General features: G+C 45.0%; 16 protein-coding genes. All 16 read left to right on the top strand.

From position 1 onward, the window contains the following. Positions 1-26 precede the first annotated feature (26 nt). The 16 genes from J9880_RS03575 (at position 27) to J9880_RS03500 (ending at position 17,950) form a co-directional block, all read left to right on the top strand. Positions 27-650, top strand: coding sequence for a helix-turn-helix domain-containing protein (locus tag J9880_RS03575; protein ID WP_232770091.1), 624 nt, complete (start codon positions 27-29; stop codon positions 648-650). Positions 651-734: 84 nt separating this feature from the next. Beyond that, positions 735-1,421 carry an EAL domain-containing protein gene (locus tag J9880_RS03570; protein WP_232770090.1) on the top strand — a complete coding sequence of 229 codons (687 nt, stop codon included), beginning with the start codon at positions 735-737 and terminating at the stop codon, positions 1,419-1,421. A 286-nt stretch (positions 1,422-1,707) separates the two neighbouring features. Further along, positions 1,708-1,923 carry a hypothetical protein gene (locus J9880_RS03565; protein ID WP_095924753.1) on the top strand — a complete coding sequence of 72 codons (216 nt, stop codon included), beginning with the start codon at positions 1,708-1,710 and terminating at the stop codon, positions 1,921-1,923. A 74-nt stretch (positions 1,924-1,997) separates the two neighbouring features. Then, complete coding sequence (locus J9880_RS03560) at positions 1,998-2,654, top strand: YjbF family lipoprotein (protein WP_119826959.1); 657 nt, start codon at positions 1,998-2,000, stop codon at positions 2,652-2,654. Next, complete coding sequence (locus J9880_RS03555) at positions 2,651-3,403, top strand: capsule biosynthesis GfcC family protein (RefSeq protein WP_232770089.1); 753 nt, start codon at positions 2,651-2,653, stop codon at positions 3,401-3,403. Before J9880_RS03560 ends, J9880_RS03555 begins: the two co-directional genes overlap by 4 nt. Further along, positions 3,403-5,493, top strand: a complete 2,091-nt coding sequence (locus tag J9880_RS03550) for a YjbH domain-containing protein (RefSeq protein WP_232770088.1) — start codon at positions 3,403-3,405, stop codon at positions 5,491-5,493. The genes J9880_RS03555 and J9880_RS03550 overlap by 1 nt, the downstream gene beginning before the upstream one ends. A 172-nt stretch (positions 5,494-5,665) precedes the next feature. After that, positions 5,666-7,096 (top strand): undecaprenyl-phosphate galactose phosphotransferase WbaP, encoded by a 1,431-nt coding sequence (gene wbaP, locus J9880_RS03545; protein ID WP_095924757.1) that lies wholly within the window; start codon positions 5,666-5,668, stop codon positions 7,094-7,096. 97 nt (positions 7,097-7,193) lie between these two features. After that, a complete protein-coding gene (locus tag J9880_RS03540; protein WP_232770087.1) occupies positions 7,194-8,327 on the top strand; it encodes a polysaccharide export protein in 1,134 nt (377 codons plus the stop codon). 2 nt (positions 8,328-8,329) lie between these two features. Continuing rightward, a complete protein-coding gene (locus tag J9880_RS03535) occupies positions 8,330-8,764 on the top strand; it encodes an arsenate reductase/protein-tyrosine-phosphatase family protein (protein ID WP_232770086.1) in 435 nt (144 codons plus the stop codon). A gap of 18 nt (positions 8,765-8,782) precedes the next feature. Then, complete coding sequence (locus J9880_RS03530) at positions 8,783-10,951, top strand: polysaccharide biosynthesis tyrosine autokinase (RefSeq protein ID WP_232770085.1); 2,169 nt, start codon at positions 8,783-8,785, stop codon at positions 10,949-10,951. A gap of 99 nt (positions 10,952-11,050) precedes the next feature. Further along, entirely contained in the window at positions 11,051-12,208 is a 1,158-nt protein-coding gene (locus J9880_RS03525) for a glycosyltransferase (protein WP_232770084.1), read from the top strand. 13 nt (positions 12,209-12,221) lie between these two features. Then, positions 12,222-13,211: a glycosyltransferase family 4 protein gene (locus J9880_RS03520; protein ID WP_232770083.1), complete on the top strand. Its 990-nt coding sequence runs from the start codon at positions 12,222-12,224 to the stop codon at positions 13,209-13,211. A gap of 136 nt (positions 13,212-13,347) precedes the next feature. Next, positions 13,348-14,535, top strand: a complete 1,188-nt coding sequence (locus J9880_RS03515) for an O-antigen ligase family protein (protein WP_232770082.1) — start codon at positions 13,348-13,350, stop codon at positions 14,533-14,535. An 85-nt stretch (positions 14,536-14,620) separates the two neighbouring features. Then, the gene (locus tag J9880_RS03510) at positions 14,621-15,643 is read left to right on the top strand and encodes a glycoside hydrolase family protein (RefSeq protein ID WP_232770081.1); all 1,023 of its coding nucleotides are present in this window, start codon (positions 14,621-14,623) and stop codon (positions 15,641-15,643) included. 47 nt (positions 15,644-15,690) lie between these two features. Beyond that, a complete protein-coding gene (locus J9880_RS03505; RefSeq protein WP_232770080.1) occupies positions 15,691-16,929 on the top strand; it encodes a glycosyltransferase in 1,239 nt (412 codons plus the stop codon). Between the two features lie 4 nt (positions 16,930-16,933). Next, positions 16,934-17,950, top strand: a complete 1,017-nt coding sequence (locus J9880_RS03500) for a polysaccharide pyruvyl transferase family protein (RefSeq protein WP_119826942.1) — start codon at positions 16,934-16,936, stop codon at positions 17,948-17,950. Positions 17,951-17,959 lie beyond the last annotated feature (9 nt).

Genomic DNA, 17,959 nt, shown 5'->3' with positions numbered 1-17,959 from the left:
TTTGACGAGGCAGAATTTGAGCGTTTTTGAAACCACACAATTTAGGCGGCCCAATGCCTCGGGTAATAATCTGGAGTGAGTGCCAATTTACTAAGCTGGCGTTGAAAGAAATAATCTCCAAGAAGCTACCTTACGTTAACGGTGTCATCTCTTATGACCAGAATGACGGGGTGACCTTGTTTGCAAAAGATTATCTGATTATTGATCCATCAGGAGGTGGCTTTCACAGGTGCTATGAGTTTTTGAGAGAAAATCTGAATATATTAGATCCTGAGAGAATTCTGATTGTATCTTCAGCGATTGATATGCTCATGCTCGAACTTTTACTCAAAAAAGAGTTTAAGTTTCTTAAAAAGAAGAACGATCTGACCGAGGTGGTCAGTGCTGTCGAAAAATTTATCCAACTTCAGGGCAGTGCGATTAACAAGGAATCGTTTAATTATAATATTACCAAGATGGAAGAAAAGGTGCTGGTGATGATGATGTCTGGTCTTTCTGTAACCAGCATTTCAAACATCCTGAAGCTCAGCGTGAAGACAATTAGTGTCCATAAATGTAATTCACTGAGAAAAATTGGCGTGGATGCCAGTAGCAGCTCAGCTTTGTTCTTTTTACACAAACATGCCGTGGGTAACAGAATTGTCAGTTAAGTAAATAATGCTTTTTTAAGCCGGACCTGCTGAGCGTTTCGCAGGAAAACCAGGCTGTTGCTATTTTTTTTTCAGGGGTAAGAGATGCGATCGGTCAAAAGAAGCTATCCGGGCTACCTCTATGAACCCATAGTGTCGGTCTCGGGGATAATACTGGGTTTTGAGCTGGTGAATAAAACAACCAGAACTGAAAATCACAGTGATTCAGACAGTTACGTGATGCCTCTTACTTCTGAAGAGAAGGTGAAGATATTTTTTGATCAGGTTACGTTAGCGTGTGTCCATGAAAGTCTGTTTACCGGTAATCATTTTTTATTATCGATAAACGTGGACTATGAGATTGCTGTTCATATTGCTAACAATCCCTCGATACAAAAGGTACTGCAACAGCACAAATATATAAGACTGGAATTGAATGAGAATTTTCCGGAATTCGAAGCCGGACAGGAACGTCCGGTCATACAGTCTTTATCCGCATGCTGCCCTTTATGGCTGGATAACTTTGGGGCAGGCAACACCAGTCTGTCGCTTGTGATGAGCGAAAGATTTGAATATATAAAAATCAGCAAAGTCTTTTTTTGGCAACACCAGGGAACTCAATCGTTACGTAAAGTCATCGATCATGTCAGTCCTTATTGTTCCGGCGTTATCATGAATGGCGTGGAAAATTCTCAGCATATTGAGTATTTAAGCGGCAGTCCTATTCAGGCTATGCAAGGAATGTTATGGCTTCCCTACAGTCAGGAAGAACTCGTTCAGTCTTTTTTTTAATCGGCGGATGATGAAAAGGACGATGTGAATAGCGTAATGCGCTGATTGACACTGTCACTTTAACGCCCCGGGGATTTATCGCCTGAAATATTATGGCGAGGGATTCCCGTGTCAAATATTATTAGTTTTTTATTCTGGCAAATTGGTGGCCGTAAACCAGGGGCGGTAGCATAGCTAAAATTCGGCGGGGTTAAATTTTGCGGAATTATTATTTTCTGTTGATATACTCAAAGTGCCCGTTAATTATCGGGTGAACAATTTGTCTATCAATTGAAGAGGAGTAATTATGAAGAAATTTATACTTTCTATTATTGCCCTGATGATGTTGCAGGTATTTTCGAATACTGCATCTGCTGCTTCGCTCAGCACAGGCGCAACAGTAGCGACAGTCGTCGGTGCCGGTGGTGTGATATTAGCCGCGGCCCTGATTGCTGAAGGTAACGATGATAGTAATGGTAACAGCAACACCAATACCTCCACTACCACCACTACCGCTCGCTAATTATTAGCTTAATTATAACCACACAGCCGTGTGGTTATTTTCCAAAATTAAAATAAAGATATAGGGAATCACCCGTGCGCTATTCCTTATTGTTTGTTTGTCTTTTGTTACAAGGCTGTTCCCCTTCGCAAACCAGTCTGGTTGATACCTTCAAAGTTGCTGTTATGGGGCCTCAGGATGTGGTGGTGTCACCGCAAAGAGTGGCTGAAATTCCTTATGGCAGTATTTATCTGACCCTGCCGACCTCGGCCCAAATTTTTGTGGTGGGGTATCTTCAGGATGGGTTTGAAAAATGGAGCACCGGCGACCAGGTGGTCTTTGTCACCCAAAATGGCCGTCTGGTCAGATCAACGGGGTATTCGCAGGGCGACCTGCTGGAAGTGACCAACCTGCAACAGGATCCGCTGCTGCATGCCGGCAACCTGCACGAAGGTGCACGCTGGACACGCCTGATGCGCTGGACAGAAAACAAACAGCCACTGTCATCCGTGGTCGAATCCCGCTTTAGCCGTCAGGACGATGAAACCCTGAATGTGTCCGGAAGGGTGATCGCCTGTCAGGTATGGCGTGAAGATCTTACGCTGCAGGCTAACGGTCATCGCTGGCATAACACCTTCTGGGTCGATCCGCAGAGCGGGTTGGTGATTAAAAGCAATCAGACCTTGGGTGCCGCTATGCCGGTGAGTATGACACTGCTCAAGCCTGCCAATGCGGGGATCCCGCCAGTATGAAAATAACAATGATTCTTCCCGTGCTGGGAATGTGGCTGGGACTGACGTCTTTCAGCGGCATCGCCGGGGGCAACGTGGCCATTTATGGGGCGTCACAAGCGCAGCCAGAACAGGTCCTGAACGATGTCAAAGATATGCGTCAGCTGATGGCCGAATCCCGTTTGCTTCGCCAGTCATGGGCACCGGGTACGGTAATAGCCGAACCTGCCGCCACGCAGCTCGCGCAGCAACACGCTTTACAGATAATCAACCAGCTGAAAGCCTGGGCCGCCACCGAAAGCGGTGACACTCAGCGGACCATTAACCATGTTATCGCGCAGCTGAAAGGGCTGCGGGTGACGGGGCGGCAGTTTACCCCGATGGATGCGGATCTGATCCTCAACAACGATGCGGCAAACCGCCGGTTAGAAGGGGAATACCGCGTTTATACCGCCACCCGCCCCGACACGGTGTTACTGGTGGGCGCCGTGGGCGATGCGGGGAAACAACCCTGGGTCGCCGGACGTACGGTTCGTGAATACCTTGCGAACCATCAGTTTCTTTCTGGTGCCAACCTGAATGAAGCCGTGGTGATTGATCCTGATGGAACCGTCCGCATCGCGCCGGTCGCGTACTGGAATTATCGCCACGTTGAAGCCCAGCCGGGCAGTATCATTTGGGTCGGTTTTTCTCACTGGACGCTGCCGCGCCAGTATAAAAACCTTAATCAGAACATCGTCTCTGTTTTGGCGCTCCGGATCCCTGACTGATGAAATCTAAAACGCTTCTCAGCCTGATGGCTGTATCCGTGGTTTGCGCGCAGACCGCCGGTGCCCAAACCTATGATGAACCTCTTGGCCCGTCGCAGTCCGATTTCGGCGGTGCGGGTCTGTTACAAACCCCGACGGCGCGTATCCCCCGCGAAGGGGAGTTCAGCGCCAACTACCGCGATAACGATGTTTACCGTTTTTACTCGCTGTCGATGGCACTGTTTCCCTGGCTGGAGACCACGCTGCGTTACACCGATGTGCGTAACCGGCTCTACAGTAATGATCCCAACTTCAGCGGCAGTCAGACCTACAAAGACAAGTCTTTCGATGTGAAGTTAAGGCTGTGGGAAGAGGGTTACTATCTGCCACAGGTGTCAGTCGGTAAACGTGACATCGGCGGAACCGGCCTGTTTGACAGTGAGTATCTGGTCGCCAGCAAAGCTGCCGGGCCTTTCGATTTCACACTGGGCATGGGCTGGGGGTATCTCGGGAACAGCGGCAACATCACCAACCCGTTCTGTAAAGCCAGTGATAAGTACTGTACCCGCGCGACCAGTCACTCCACCGGCGATATTTCACTGGACGATATGTTTCATGGTCCGGCGGGGCTGTTTGGCGGTGTCGAATACCAGACTCCCTGGCAGCCACTGCGCCTGAAAGTGGAATATGACGGCAATAATTATCAGGATGATTTTGCCGGTGCGCTGAAACAGAACAGTAAAATTAACGTCGGCGCGGTGTATCGCCTGACCAGCTGGATGGATGTCAATGCCAGCTATGAGCGCGGCAATACCTTTATGTTCGGTTTCACCCTGCGCAATAACCTGAACGACTGGGTGCCTCATCAGATTGATGAACCGGTACCGGCGTATGCGCCGCAGCAACAAAGTGCCGGTATCGTCAATTACAGTGTGGCGGCCGGTCAGCTGGCAGACCTGAAAGGCAATGCCGGGTTCAGCGAACCGCGTATCGACATGCGCGATAACACCCTGAACGTGACGGGGCAGCAGGATAAATACCGCGACACCACCCGGGGCGTAGACCGCGCGAATGTCATTATGCTCAATAACCTGCCTGCCAATGTCGATACGCTGGAAGTCACCCAGAACCGCTTTGGTATGCCGATGGTGACGACCAAAACGCCGGTGGCGGCTTTGCGTCAGCAGCAACAGGGTTATCCGCTGGGTCATGAGCAGCCCCTTGCGCAGCAACGGGTTGAACCTGTCACGGACATCGGGCAGGGGTTCTTCATCGGCAGGGAGCGTTTTAATTACAGCCTGTCACCGGTGCTGAGACAGTCCGTCGGCGGCCCGGAAAGCTTCTATATGTACCAGGTCGGTGCGCTGGCGGATGCCAACTACTGGCTGACGGATCATCTGCTGATCGACGGCGGTGTGTTCGCGAATATCGCCAATAACTACGATAAGTTCAGGTATAACGGCGTCAGTAACGATTCTTCGCTGCCGCGCGTGCGGACTCATATCCGCGAATACGTTGAGAACGATGTGTATGTGAATAACCTGCAGGCGAACTACTTCCGGTATTTGGGTAACGGTTTCTACGGACAACTCTACGGCGGCTATCTGGAAATGATGTACGGCGGCGCAGGGGGAGAAGTGCTTTACCGGCCACTGGATTCTGACTGGGCATTCGGTATTGATGCCAATTATGTCAAACAGCGCGACTGGGATGACATGATGCGTTTCACGAATTATAAAGCGGCGACCGGCAACCTGACCGCCTACTGGCGGCCGGAGTTTATGGATAACGTGCTGGTCAAAATGAGCGTGGGTCAGTATCTGGCAAAAGATAAAGGCGGCACGCTGGATCTTTCCAAACGCTTTGACAGCGGCGTGACGGTGGGCGCGTATGCCACGCTGACCAACGTTTCTAAAGACGAGTATGGTGAAGGTTCCTTCACCAAGGGCTTCTATATCTCGGTTCCGCTGGATTTGTTAACCGTCAGACCAACACGCAGTACGCCAACCATCAGCTGGACACCACTGACGCGTGACGGTGGACAGATGCTGGGCAGGCAGTACGGCTTATACGGAATTACATCAGACAGAGATACACCGCAGTTGCCTTAATCCCCCTTTGAGCCCGTCACCGGTTGACGGGCTTACGGAAATTCTCATTTCACTTTTTGTTTCTGACCGTCACGACGGTCAGAGGGTGCTTTCTGTAGTCCATTATTATAAACCTGTTGTCCTGATGTCTTTTCAGGTAATAACTATTTTCGATACTTGTTGTGAGGGAAATATGACATTTCTCACCAGAAATTTTTACTCAAGCCTGTTCCTTGCTCTTTCGGACTTTATCAGTTTTACCCTTTCCATTTATCTCGCCAAACTCTTTCTTAGTTTGACGTCCAGAGGGTTTGAAGAATATATCCCTGCTGAACATATTACTGCGCTTATTTTGTTGCACTGGACATTGGCATTTTGCTGTGTGGCCTGGTTCTCCATGCGTTTGCGGCATTATTATTATCGCAAAACATTCTGGTTTGAACTGAAAGAAATATTACGCACGCTGGTGATATTTGCCGTGATCGAGATCGCGGTGATGGCATTCGCCGAATGGAATTTCTCCCGTTATATGTGGATCCTCACCTGGGTGCTGGTACTTATTCTTGTACCTTGTGCGCGAATGATGACCAAGAGAATATTAACGCTGCTCGGAATATGGCAACGCGACGCCATTATTATCGGTACCGGTAAAAATGCCCATGAAGCCTTCAAAGCCATTAAAAGTGAGAAGAACCTCGGTCTGAATGTCACCGGCTTTGTCTCCAGCGAACCGACGGATAAACCGGGCGATCATATTGACGGTATTCCGGTGATCTTCTGTGAAGACCTGTGGCTGTTAAGCCCGTGCGACAGGAAAACGCAGTTTATCGTCGCCGTGGAATCACACCAGAGTGATATCCGTAACTACTGGCTGCGGGTCTTTATGATCAATGGCTACCGTTACGTTTCGGTGATCCCGACGCTGCGGGGTATGCCGCTCGACAGCACGGACATGTCGTTTATTTTCAGCCACGAAGTGATGATCTTGCGCGTTCATCAGAACCTGGCGAAATGGTCCTCCCGCGTGCTTAAACGGGTCTTTGATGTGGTCGCCTCGCTGGCGATTATTACGCTGCTGTCGCCACTGTTGCTGTATATCAGCTACAAGGTGAAAAAAGACGGCGGTCCGGCGATTTATGGTCATGAACGTATTGGTAAAGGGGGGCGTCCTTTTAAATGCCTGAAGTTTCGTTCGATGGTGATCAATTCGAAAGAAGTGCTGGAGGCATTGCTGTTGAATAATCCCGAAGCACGTGCCGAATGGGATGAGACATTTAAACTGAAAAATGATCCGCGTATTACCCGCATCGGACATTTACTGCGTAAAACCAGTATGGATGAGTTACCGCAATTATTTAACGTATTAAAAGGAGAAATGAGTCTGGTCGGGCCGAGACCCATTATTAACGCTGAACTCGAGCGCTACAGTGATGAGGTGGATTATTACTTGCTGAGCAAACCCGGAATGACGGGATTATGGCAGGTGAGTGGTCGCAGCGATGTTGATTACGAGACCCGCGTTTATCTTGACGCCTGGTATGTGAAAAACTGGTCAATGTGGAATGATATTGCCATTTTATTCAAAACAATAAGCGTAGTGCTTAGAAAAGACGGTGCTTATTAACAGACATTTCAATAATGCATCACTCTCATGTATTGGCTGCTAACCGTTAGCGTCATGGCCAACATCAATTTCTGTTGAACCACATGATATGGATTTTATGAAAAATAATACGTTTAAGATTTCTGCATTATTCGGGGCTTTGTTACTCAGCGGGTGTACGGTGATCCCCGGCCAGTCGTTGAGTACCGGAGGGAAAGATGTTGTCCAACCCACGGACAGCAATTATGACCTTGATAAACTCGTCAGCGTGTATCCCATGACACCGGGACTGGTTGATCAACTGCGTCCGGTAACGGCTCAGGCGCGTCCAAATCCCCAACTGGATAGCCAACTGCAAAACTATCAATACCGTATTGGTTCCGGCGATGTTCTGATGGTCACGGTCTGGGATCATCCTGAACTGACCACCCCCGCCGGTCAGTACCGCAGCGCCAGCGACACCGGTAACTGGGTGAATACCGACGGCACGATATTCTACCCTTACATCGGCAAAGTGGCTGTCGCCGGGAAAACCGTTTCTCAGGTTCGTGAGGAAATCAGCCGTCGTCTGGCCACCTATATTGAAAGCCCGCAGGTGGATGTCAGCGTCGCGTCGTTCCGCTCGCAAAAAGTGTATGTCAGTGGCGAAGTGGTGAAATCCAGCCAGCAGCCGATCACCAATATCCCTCTCACGGTCATTGATGCCATCAACGCCGCAGGCGGACTCGCTCCCGATGCGGACTGGCGCAATGTCGTGCTAACCCACAACGGGCAGGACCGCCGCATCTCGCTGGAAGCGCTGATGCAGAAAGGGGATTTAACCCAAAATCAGTTGCTCTATCCGGGCGATATTCTCTACGTGCCACGCAATGATGACCTCAAAGTATTTGTGATGGGGGAAGTCGGGAAACAAAGCACGCTGAAAATGGATCGCAGCGGCATGACCCTGGCCGAAGCATTAGGCAATGCCGACGGGGTGTCGCAGGTGATGTCGGACGCGTCGGGTATCTTTGTTATCCGGCAAATCAAAGGGAATAAACAGGGGAAAATTGCCAACATCTATCAGCTCAATGCGAAAGATGCCTCTGCCATGGTGATGAGCACCGAATTCCAGCTGGAGCCTTACGATATTGTGTACGTGACGGCCGCGCCGGTAGTTCGCTGGAATCGGGTTATTTCTCAGCTGGTGCCAACCATTAATGGGGTCAACAGCATGACCGAAACTGCACGTTATATTCATAACTGGAATTAAGCATGTTTAATTCATTGCTGATTCTGTGCACAGGTAATATTTGCCGTTCACCTATGGCTGAACGACGATTACGTCAGTTGTTACCTGAAAAAAAAATCGACTCAGCAGGTGTAAAGGCATTGGTCGATTATCCCGCTGACGAGACGGCTATCCGGACGGCAAAACTTCATGACCTCGATCTCGATGGTCATAAAGGCAGGCAATTTACCAAACAACTTGGACGTCAATATGACCTGATCCTGGTGATGGAAAAGCGTCATATCGAATATGTTACGCGTATTGCGCCAGAGGCACGGGGTAAAACGCTATTACTTGGGCATTGGTTGCAGCAAAAAGAAATTCCCGATCCATACCTCCAAAGCCAGGAAGCCTTCAACTTTGTATATCAGCTAATTGACCGGGCTTGCCAGAGTTGGGCAATTAAACTGGGTGGCTAAAAATTAGGAATCAATTGCATGTCATCTGTTATTTCTTTGAAATCGGAAAATTCAAACTCGGGTGAAATTGAACTGGGTAAGTTAATTGGTCAGTTACTTGACCACCGTAAACTCATTATTTGCCTCACCACGCTCTTTGCGGTGCTGGCCGTCATTTATGCATTATTTGCGACACCGATATATCAGGCTGATGCCCTGATTCAGGTTGAGCAAAAGCAGGGTAACGCCCTGATAAACAGCATCAGCCAGATGCTGCCGGACAGCCAACCCGACTCTGCGCCCGAGGTCGCTCTGCTACAGTCCAGAATGATATTGGGGAAAACGGTTCAGGATCTGAATCTTCAGGCCAATGTTGAACAAAATTACTTTCCAATCTTTGGAAGAGGATGGGCGCGTTTAACCGGGCAGCCAAAAGGTAAGTTAACCGTCAGCCGGTTGTATTTGCAAAATGTTGCGGGTCAGAAACCTGAAGTGACATTAACGGTTGTCGATAATCACCATTTTCATATCACCGGTAAAGATATTGATTTGAAAGGTACGGTCGGCGAGCTTATCGAAAGCAAAGGAATTTCACTGTTAGTCAGTCAGATGGATGCGCTACCCGGAACAAGTTTCACGGTAAGTTATCTGACTTATCTGGATGCTATTAACAAAGTACTGGGATCTTTCTCAGCAGAAGACCAGGGGAAGAATACGGGCATCCTTAATTTGACATTTACAGGTGATGACCCTGAGTTAATTAAAGCGATACTGAACAGCATCAGTGAAAACTACCTCGCGCAAAACATTGCCCGTCAGGCTGCTCAGGATGCGAAAAGTCTCGAGTTCTTAAATACGCAACTACCAAAAGTCCGTAGCGATTTAAATATTGCTGAAGACAAATTAAATAATTACAGGAAACAAAGTGATTCGGTAGATCTGTCACTCGAAGCCAAATCAGCGTTAGATCAGATTGTTAATGTCGATAATCAGTTAAATGAGCTGACATTCCGGGAAGCAGAAATTTCCCAGCTTTACACCAAATCGCATCCAACCTATAAGGCACTCATTGAAAAGCGCCAGACATTGGAAGAAGAAAAAACCAAACTGAACAAGCGCGTATCAGGCATGCCAGCGACGCAGCAGGAAGTGCTTCGACTGAGTCGTGATGTGGAATCCGGCCAGGCAATCTATATGCAGTTGCTGAACCGACAGCAGGAACTGAGCATTGCAGAGTCGAGCGCGATTGGTAACGTCAGAATTATAGACAGCGCGGTGACCGAACCTAAGCCCGTAAAACCTCGCAAGCTTTTAGTGATATTTATCGGGATCGTATTAGGGGCGATTGTTTCATTGTCTATTGTCTTCCTGCGAATTTTTCTTCACAGAGGCATTGAATCTCCGGAACAACTGGAAGAGTTGGGGATTAATGTTTATGCAAGCGTCCCCCTGTCTGAATGGATGGTGAAAAAATCAACGATTAAAAAAGGGAAAAACAAAAAGAGTAAAGACACTATATTCTTTTTGGCGCAGGAAAATCCGGCTGACCTGGCCATAGAAGCTATTCGCGGATTACGCACCAGCCTGCACTTCGCTATGATGGAAGCCAAAAATAACGTGCTCATGATATCAAGTGCCAGTCCGGGCGCAGGTAAAACATTCGTCAGCAGTAATATGGCTGCGCTGTTAGCGATGGGAAATCAGCGGGTGCTATTTATTGATGCAGATTTACGCAAGGGCTATGCACATAAGTTATTTAAAGGCGACCTTGAACATGGGCTTTCTGATATTCTTTCCGGGAAATCTACCATAGAGCAGGGGGTGAAAACGGTGCCAGGAGCAGGATTCGATTATATCTCACGCGGTAAAGTCCCGCCTAATCCCGCAGAGCTTTTAATGCATGCACGTTTTCACAAATTAGTTGAATGGGCTTCGGACCATTACAATATTGTGGTAATAGATACTGCACCTATTCTCGCTGTTACCGATGCGGCCGTCATTGGACGCTACGCCGGTACATCACTTCTGGTTGCCCGTTTTGAGGTAAATACGCCAAAAGAAATTGAGGTGAGTGTAAGACGTTTTTCCCAAAGCGGTGTTGAGATAAAAGGCTGTATCCTGAACGGGGTAGTCAAGAAGGCCAGCAGTTATTACGGCTATGGGTATAATCATTATGGCTATGAATATTCAGATAATAAATCTGATTAACTGTCATGACATTGATAAGTCATATCCGGTTGATACTCTAACTGACGAATGCCAAGTTGTTCATTCAAACAATAATGCATAAAACATTCAGGCCGAAAAATGAAAAAAATTCTGGTAGCTTGTCGGGGGTATTTCCCCGACATTGCAGGAGGTGGCGAAATTTCCACAAAGCTGCTTACTGAACAATTGTCTGCGTTAGGTTATGAGGTACAAGTTCTCGCTGTCAGCAATAAGGATGATCAGGACGAAGTTGACAGCATTACTGTGAACAGGGTGAAGTTTTCTAATCTGTATTGGTCCATGCAAAATAAAGGCGTGACTAAAGTAAAGAAAATGATCTGGCATATTATAGATTCAAATAATATTTTCTTTGCCAGAAAACTCGCTGAGATTTTAGAACAAGTCAAACCCGATATATTCATTACCAGCACGATCGAAGATATCTCTTCACTGGCCTGGAAAGTTGCGAAGGAAAAAGGCATACGCACAGTTCATATTTTAAGAAGTTATACGTTATTGTGTGTTAATGCCAATATGTATAAAGACGATAACTGTGGCAACCCCTGTGGTCTATGTAAGAGTATGACAATCCTGAAGAAGGCCAATTCAAACTATGTTGATGATGTGGTGGGTATCAGTCAGTTTGTTTTAAATGAGCATATCAGGAATGGATATTTCAGTAATGCACGGCAGCATGTTATCTATAACATTTGCTTAGAAAATGTGTTACACGAAAGGCAATATAATGGATTTTACAAAAATAAAATAAATTTTGGTTATTTAGGGCGGGTTCATAAAACTAAAGGCATAGATTTAATATTTAATGCAATAAATAGTCTGCCAGACCATCTGGCAGAAAATATTAATTTGAAAATAGCGGGTGGAGGTGAGAAAGATTACATACACCATCTTTCTGAGGATGCCAGCAACAAAAAACTTAACGTGGAATTTCTGGGAAATGTCCCGGCAAATGACTTCCTTGATTGTCTGGACCTTCTTATTGTGCCTTCAAAATGGAACGAACCTTTTGGACGGGTAATCATTGAGAGCATGGCACGAAAGGTTCCTGTCGCCGCTAAGAAAGTGGGTGGGATCCCGGAATTGCTGGCTGATAATCAGGGTTTTTTATTTGATAATGAAGAACAACTGACTTCCATTATGCAGCGTTATTTAGACAATAATTTGAAATTTGATTTCGTTTTAGATGAATTTGAAACGGAAAGTATCATTAATAAATGGAATTTATTATTGTCTTAATCGGGGAGCAGTAATGAAAAAAGTGATTTTTGACAGAAGATGGGAAGGTGGTCATGGTATCGGCAGGTTCTCATCAGAAATAACAAAGCGGGTCAGTTTTAATGCTTATATCAGAATCAACATAAAACCCACTAGCCCAATAGATATATTTGTCACTCCGTGGTTTTTGTTCTTTAATAAATCTATTTATTTTACACCGGGATTTAACGCCCCCTGGCTTTTTGTTGGCCGCAGCGTTATTACTGTGCATGATTTAAATCACATTGATATCAGCGGGAACGACAGTCGCCTGAAATCTCTTTATTATGATTTTGTTTTGAAAAGGGCATGCAGGAAATCGTTGGTGGTCTTCACGGTTTCCGAGTTCTCAAAAAAAAGGATTGTAGCCTGGGCCGACGTAAACCCTGAGAAAGTCATTGTTGTGGGTAACGGAGTGTCAAAAGAATTTTGTCCAGCAGGCGAAGCTTATAATCCAGGTTTCAAATACTTTCTTTGTGTCAGCAACAGAAAGGCACATAAAAATGAAGAAAGACTGATTACTGCTTTTTCTATGGTGAAAAATCGGGGTGATATTAAGCTGTTATTAACCGGTAAAGAAACACCGGAACTTAGAAAACACATTGCCTCTCTGGGGATTTCGAATGATGTGATTTTTTCAGGATTTATTGACGAAGAAAAACTTCCTTCATTTTACAGGGGGGCGACAGCATTGCTTATGCCTTCATTATACGAAGGTTTTGGTTTACCCGTCATTGAAGCCATGGCATGTGGAATACCCACCGTGGTATCGAATACCACAGCACTTAATGAAATAGCAGAAGGTTATTCTGTCCTTGTGAATCCTGAGGATGTCGGGGATATTGCGAAAGGTATCGGAGTGATTATAGAGGATGAAACTCTGGTTAACCGTCTAAAAGTGAAAGGTCTTCAGCAGGCAGGAAACTTCACCTGGGATAAAACCGTGAGCTTAATTAATCGCGCAATGAATAACTTAAAGGAATAATGAGGCGAAGGGCATATCCATAAGATACTGACGAATAATTATGATATGCCAGATATGTATGAAGTTGGTCCGTTTTTGATACTAAAAGATATCTTGGTGATCAACCTGTAAAGCCCAAACATAAAAGTGATAAGTTATGAAGTTTAATAAAGTAGAACTTACGTCCTTTGCATTTTCACTTTGCACCAGTGTAGACTTATTAAGTTTTATGGGGTTCAGGGTTTCACTTATCCCCATGGTTATCTACGGCGTGGCATTGATTTTAAAAAATAAGACGATCGATAAAAACATTTTCTTTGTTGTCGTTTTTTTCTTATGTTGTGCCCCATCAGTGATATATAGCTATGCTTTTGGGAAATCAGCCGGGTATTTGATATGGATAATATTCAACTTCTTTTTTATTTCATACGTATTTAAACATCTTGCGCAAGAAGATTACTCGGCAACCTTGAAAGGTATTTTTAACTCTTACAGGTTTCAAATTATTTGTGGCGCACTTATGTATTTCGCTCACCTTCAAGATAGAGCGCATTTTCTTTATTATGAACCCTCGTATTTTGCTATTGCTCTGATACCCTACGTGGTAATTCTCTTATGTAATGTATTCCAGAAAAACAGTAAAATAATCATCCCTAAAGCGACTATTTTTGATGTTTTCTTGAGTATCATTGCAATATACACAACTAAAAGTGCGAATTTACTTTTGGTCTTTCTTATCGGTACTTGTGTGATCTCTCTGCACGGTAAGAACAAAATATTAAAAATATCTGTTTCTGTTCTGATAATGTTTATAGGATTTGTCAGTCTTTATTTTTATGCCAAAACGAATAACGATTTAATTGCTATGACTTTTAAGAATATATTTATGTCGGGAGATATTCTTGATGGCCTGAAGGATCGCGTAGGTAACCGGTGGTATAGAGTCGAGATGGCATATAAAGTGGCTACAGACCATTTTTGGGGAGTGGGTATCGGCGCTTATACAGAGTACACGCTAAGCAATAAAAGCACTTATCCATTTTATAGCTCCCTCCCCTGGTACCTGAATCCATTTGGGCTTCCGGCGATTAATCTTTATGTCGAAATGGCGGCGACATGTGGCTGGCTGGCATTGATTGTATGGTTGATATGGCACTTCAGGTTGCTCTTCTCAAGCGATGCTGTGTTATTTAAGGGAACAGTTATTTATTTCTCATTGCTCATCTCAATGATCATATTAATCATCGAGTCTAGTTTTATGCGCCCGTATTACTGGGTGCTGATGGGGATCTGTATGGCGCATAATAAATTTACGTTCAAGCGTATTAGTAATAATGAAAAATAAATAGTGCATGGAATATTTTATAAGACGTTGTCATTTTATTTTAATTCGACGTTAAATTTTAGAATGTTCAGAATAGGCAGGCACAATGTTTAATAAAGTAAGATGGCGTATTAGTTTAACTTTAATTGGGCTTTTGCTCTTCATGTCAAAGGTTCAGGCCGAAGAATTTAATGTTGGTGTAGGTGTACATCCGGATGGTTTTTATGGTACGCCTGAAGAATTTATCTCCTTGCTGAAGAAGTACAATATCAATTCTTTAAGAACGGATTATAAATGGAGCTTAGTTGAGAAAGTAAAAGGAGAATATAAGGCTCCTGGTAATAAGACAGAAAAAGTGCTTGATATTGCTTATGCAAATGGAGTTAACCCGATTGTTATTCTTGATTATGGCAATGAAATCTATGGGAAAGGGAAACCCGTAACCGACGAGCAGATTTCAGCATTTTCCCGGTATGCGGCATGGACGGTAAGACATTTCAAAGGAAAGGCCACTGTTTTTGAAGTGTGGAACGAATGGTCTAATCGGGTTGTGCCCGATGCGAATAGTGACGAATCAGCAAGAAACTATGTCCGCTTAGTCAGGGCGGTTTCTAAGGTGATTAAAAAAGAAAATCCACAGGCTATCGTTATCGCAGGTTCTTTTAATCCGATGGATTATATTGACCTCAGATGGGGAAAAGAACTCATTAAGTTAGGAATACTCAATGATGTCGATGGCTTATCTATACATCCTTATACATGGGGAAGCAGAAGAGCCTCTACCCCTGAGATAAATATGAAGATGTTGGACAAAACACAACAAGAGTTGATGGATATCGCAAAAAGAAAATCAGAAATTCCTTTTTATATCACTGAAATGGGTTTCCCATCGACTGAGAAAAATCCTGTTCTTTCACAACAGGAAATTGCGAGTTACGCATATCATTATATTTTACTCAGTAAAAAGAAAAATTATATTAAGGGTGTGTGGTGGTACGATTTTATCAACGACGGAAACAATAAAAATTATCGGGAACATAATTTTGGGATCCTTAACCGGGACTTAAGTGAAAAGGCATCGGCTGATGCTATAAAGAATGCTGCTCAAAGTATTTCGTCTGGTCACTAAGGTTTTTTGTAATGCTTATAATTTTTAGTATGTTAAGGGCATGACTTATGAAAGTTGCATTTTTTGTTTATAAATTCCCTGTGGCTTCGGAAACATTTATTATTAACCAAATTGCGTATTTTATAAGAAAAGGTATTGATGTAGAAGTCGTGTCAGTTTTCCCCGGAGATTTTAATATAAAGCATAAATCACTTACACAATATCGTATTCTGGATAAAGTACGGTTTTTGCTGGACAAAGAACCAGAGGGGAGAGTACAGAAGTTACTTTCCCGGGTGTTGGCAGTCTCCGGAGCACTGACTAATAAAAAAGCATTTAATAGCTTGAATTTTAAAAAATATGGATATTATGCGAAGACGCTTATTTTACCGGGAATACTTTCAAGGAATAACAGAAAGATAAAGGCAGATGTTAATATCGCTCACTTTGGTACAACGGCGGCATTGTTAAACCAACTAAAAAGATTAGGTTTTGTTGAGGGTAAAATTGCCGCTGTTTTTCATGGTAATGATATTTCCCAAACAAGGGTTTTAAATATTTTCCGGTCGGATTATGAGCGCTTATTCGATGATGCTAACTACATTTTCCCGGTTAGTGAACTATGGGCCAATAAAATAGCATCAACGCCTAAAATTAAAAACAAAACGCATGTGATAAGAATGGGCGTGAATATCAGTAAGTTTATTTATAAAGAAAGAAACGTTGTCAGTTCATCTATAAAATTACTCTCTATTGCCAGACTCACAGAAAAAAAAGGCATCTCGGTGGCAATCAACGCCTGTCTGAGATTAAAGCAACAAAATATCGATTTTCACTACACCATTATTGGTGATGGCCCCCTGCGAAAAACGCTGGAAGCTCAGGTCGCGAACCTGAATCTGGGGGACAACATTGTCTTTCTGGGGGCGCAAACACAAGAGACGGTCACGGAATATTTAAATCAATCGGATGTATTTTTACTGCCTTCCGTGACCGCTGCCGATGGCGATATGGAAGGCATCCCGGTGGCACTGATGGAAGCCATGGCGATCGGGATACCGGTGATATCCACTTTCCACAGCGGGATCCCGGAACTCATTGAAGACAGGGTGTCCGGTTTTCTTGTGAATGAAAATGATGCGACCAGCATCGCAAATGTAGTGCGAGAGATTATTGAGGATCCCGGCATGCTGTCGGGTATTTGTCATAATGCGAAGCAAAAAATTGATAATGAATTTGATCAGGAAAAATCATATTCAAAAATGCTCACTATTCTGTCCAGCCCGCCTTTAAATATGAACCGGTGATAAATTGAAAATTTACTATTATAAATCTGCGCATGGAAATTTCGGGGACGACCTTAACGCATGGATTTGGGATGCATTGCTTCCCGGCTTTTTTGACGACAACGAAAATGTCAGGGTTTCCGGTATCGGCACGATTATTACCTCGGCCATGCCGCCTGCCAAAAAGTGGTATGTCTTCTCCAGCGGAGTGGGGTATGGCTATCCGCCGGCCAGCTTTGGGGACAGTTCGTGGGAAACCCTGTGTGTGCGGGGGCCGCTCAGTGCGGAGATTTTGGGACTGCCGAAAGAAAAATTTATCACTGACGGGGCTGCGCTTTTAAATACCCTCGCAGAGTTTAAGCCGCTGTCAGACGCAGAACGCAAAGGGGTGATTTTTGTTCCTCATCACCACGCGCTGGTCACCGGCCAGTGGGAGAAAGTGTGCCAGCAGGCGGGCGTTGAGTTCGTCAATCCGCAGTCCGATGCGAAAACAGTGATCCAAAAGATCAGAAATGCTCGTCTGGTGCTGGCAGATGCAATGCATGCCGCCATTATTGCGGATGCGCTGCGGGTGCCCTGGGTGCCTCTGATTACCTCTTCTCAGATCAATACTTTTAAATGGCTCGACTGGACGCAGACCATCAAACTGCCTTACCGGCCTACCGTTCTCGGAAGCAGTTCCCTGCGGGAATGTTTACGTGACAAAGGTTTATATGTGTATGGCGAGAAATACCATTTACCTGATGCCGATGTTAACTATGCGGTGAGTTATTTTAAAAAACAGCGTGAACTCAAGAATAAAAGATGGTGGTCTCATTATCATGATATGACCCGTCTTGCCTTATATCGGATCCCGAATAAAGGGATCCAGATCATCGAACAAGCCTCTAAATTAAATCTTGATAATCGTTTTATCGATAGCGCCGCCAATATACTCATGTCTGCCCGGCAGCAGCCGGGTTTTCTGAGTCAGGACAATCAGTTCAATCATAACCTGGAACGTTTACTGGCGGGCATTGATACACTGTCAAAATGCAAGTGATATTTAAAG

The organism is Rahnella victoriana (assembly GCF_021276285.1).
Classification (GTDB): Bacteria; Pseudomonadota; Gammaproteobacteria; order Enterobacterales; family Enterobacteriaceae; genus Rahnella; species Rahnella victoriana.
This window is presented reverse-complemented; position numbering and strand designations above follow the sequence as displayed.

Coding starts and splice junctions, on each gene's coding strand:
- J9880_RS03565 (WP_095924753.1), top strand. CDS start 1,708: ATGAAGAAATTTATACTTTCTATTATTGCCCTGATGATGTTGCAGGTA.
- J9880_RS03525 (WP_232770084.1), top strand. CDS start 11,051: ATGAAAAAAATTCTGGTAGCTTGTCGGGGGTATTTCCCCGACATTGCA.
- wbaP (WP_095924757.1), top strand. CDS start 5,666: ATGACATTTCTCACCAGAAATTTTTACTCAAGCCTGTTCCTTGCTCTT.
- J9880_RS03520 (WP_232770083.1), top strand. CDS start 12,222: ATGAAAAAAGTGATTTTTGACAGAAGATGGGAAGGTGGTCATGGTATC.
- J9880_RS03570 (WP_232770090.1), top strand. CDS start 735: ATGCGATCGGTCAAAAGAAGCTATCCGGGCTACCTCTATGAACCCATA.
- J9880_RS03515 (WP_232770082.1), top strand. CDS start 13,348: ATGAAGTTTAATAAAGTAGAACTTACGTCCTTTGCATTTTCACTTTGC.
- J9880_RS03530 (WP_232770085.1), top strand. CDS start 8,783: ATGTCATCTGTTATTTCTTTGAAATCGGAAAATTCAAACTCGGGTGAA.
- J9880_RS03550 (WP_232770088.1), top strand. CDS start 3,403: ATGAAATCTAAAACGCTTCTCAGCCTGATGGCTGTATCCGTGGTTTGC.
- J9880_RS03510 (WP_232770081.1), top strand. CDS start 14,621: ATGTTTAATAAAGTAAGATGGCGTATTAGTTTAACTTTAATTGGGCTT.
- J9880_RS03535 (WP_232770086.1), top strand. CDS start 8,330: ATGTTTAATTCATTGCTGATTCTGTGCACAGGTAATATTTGCCGTTCA.
- J9880_RS03540 (WP_232770087.1), top strand. CDS start 7,194: ATGAAAAATAATACGTTTAAGATTTCTGCATTATTCGGGGCTTTGTTA.
- J9880_RS03505 (WP_232770080.1), top strand. CDS start 15,691: ATGAAAGTTGCATTTTTTGTTTATAAATTCCCTGTGGCTTCGGAAACA.
- J9880_RS03555 (WP_232770089.1), top strand. CDS start 2,651: ATGAAAATAACAATGATTCTTCCCGTGCTGGGAATGTGGCTGGGACTG.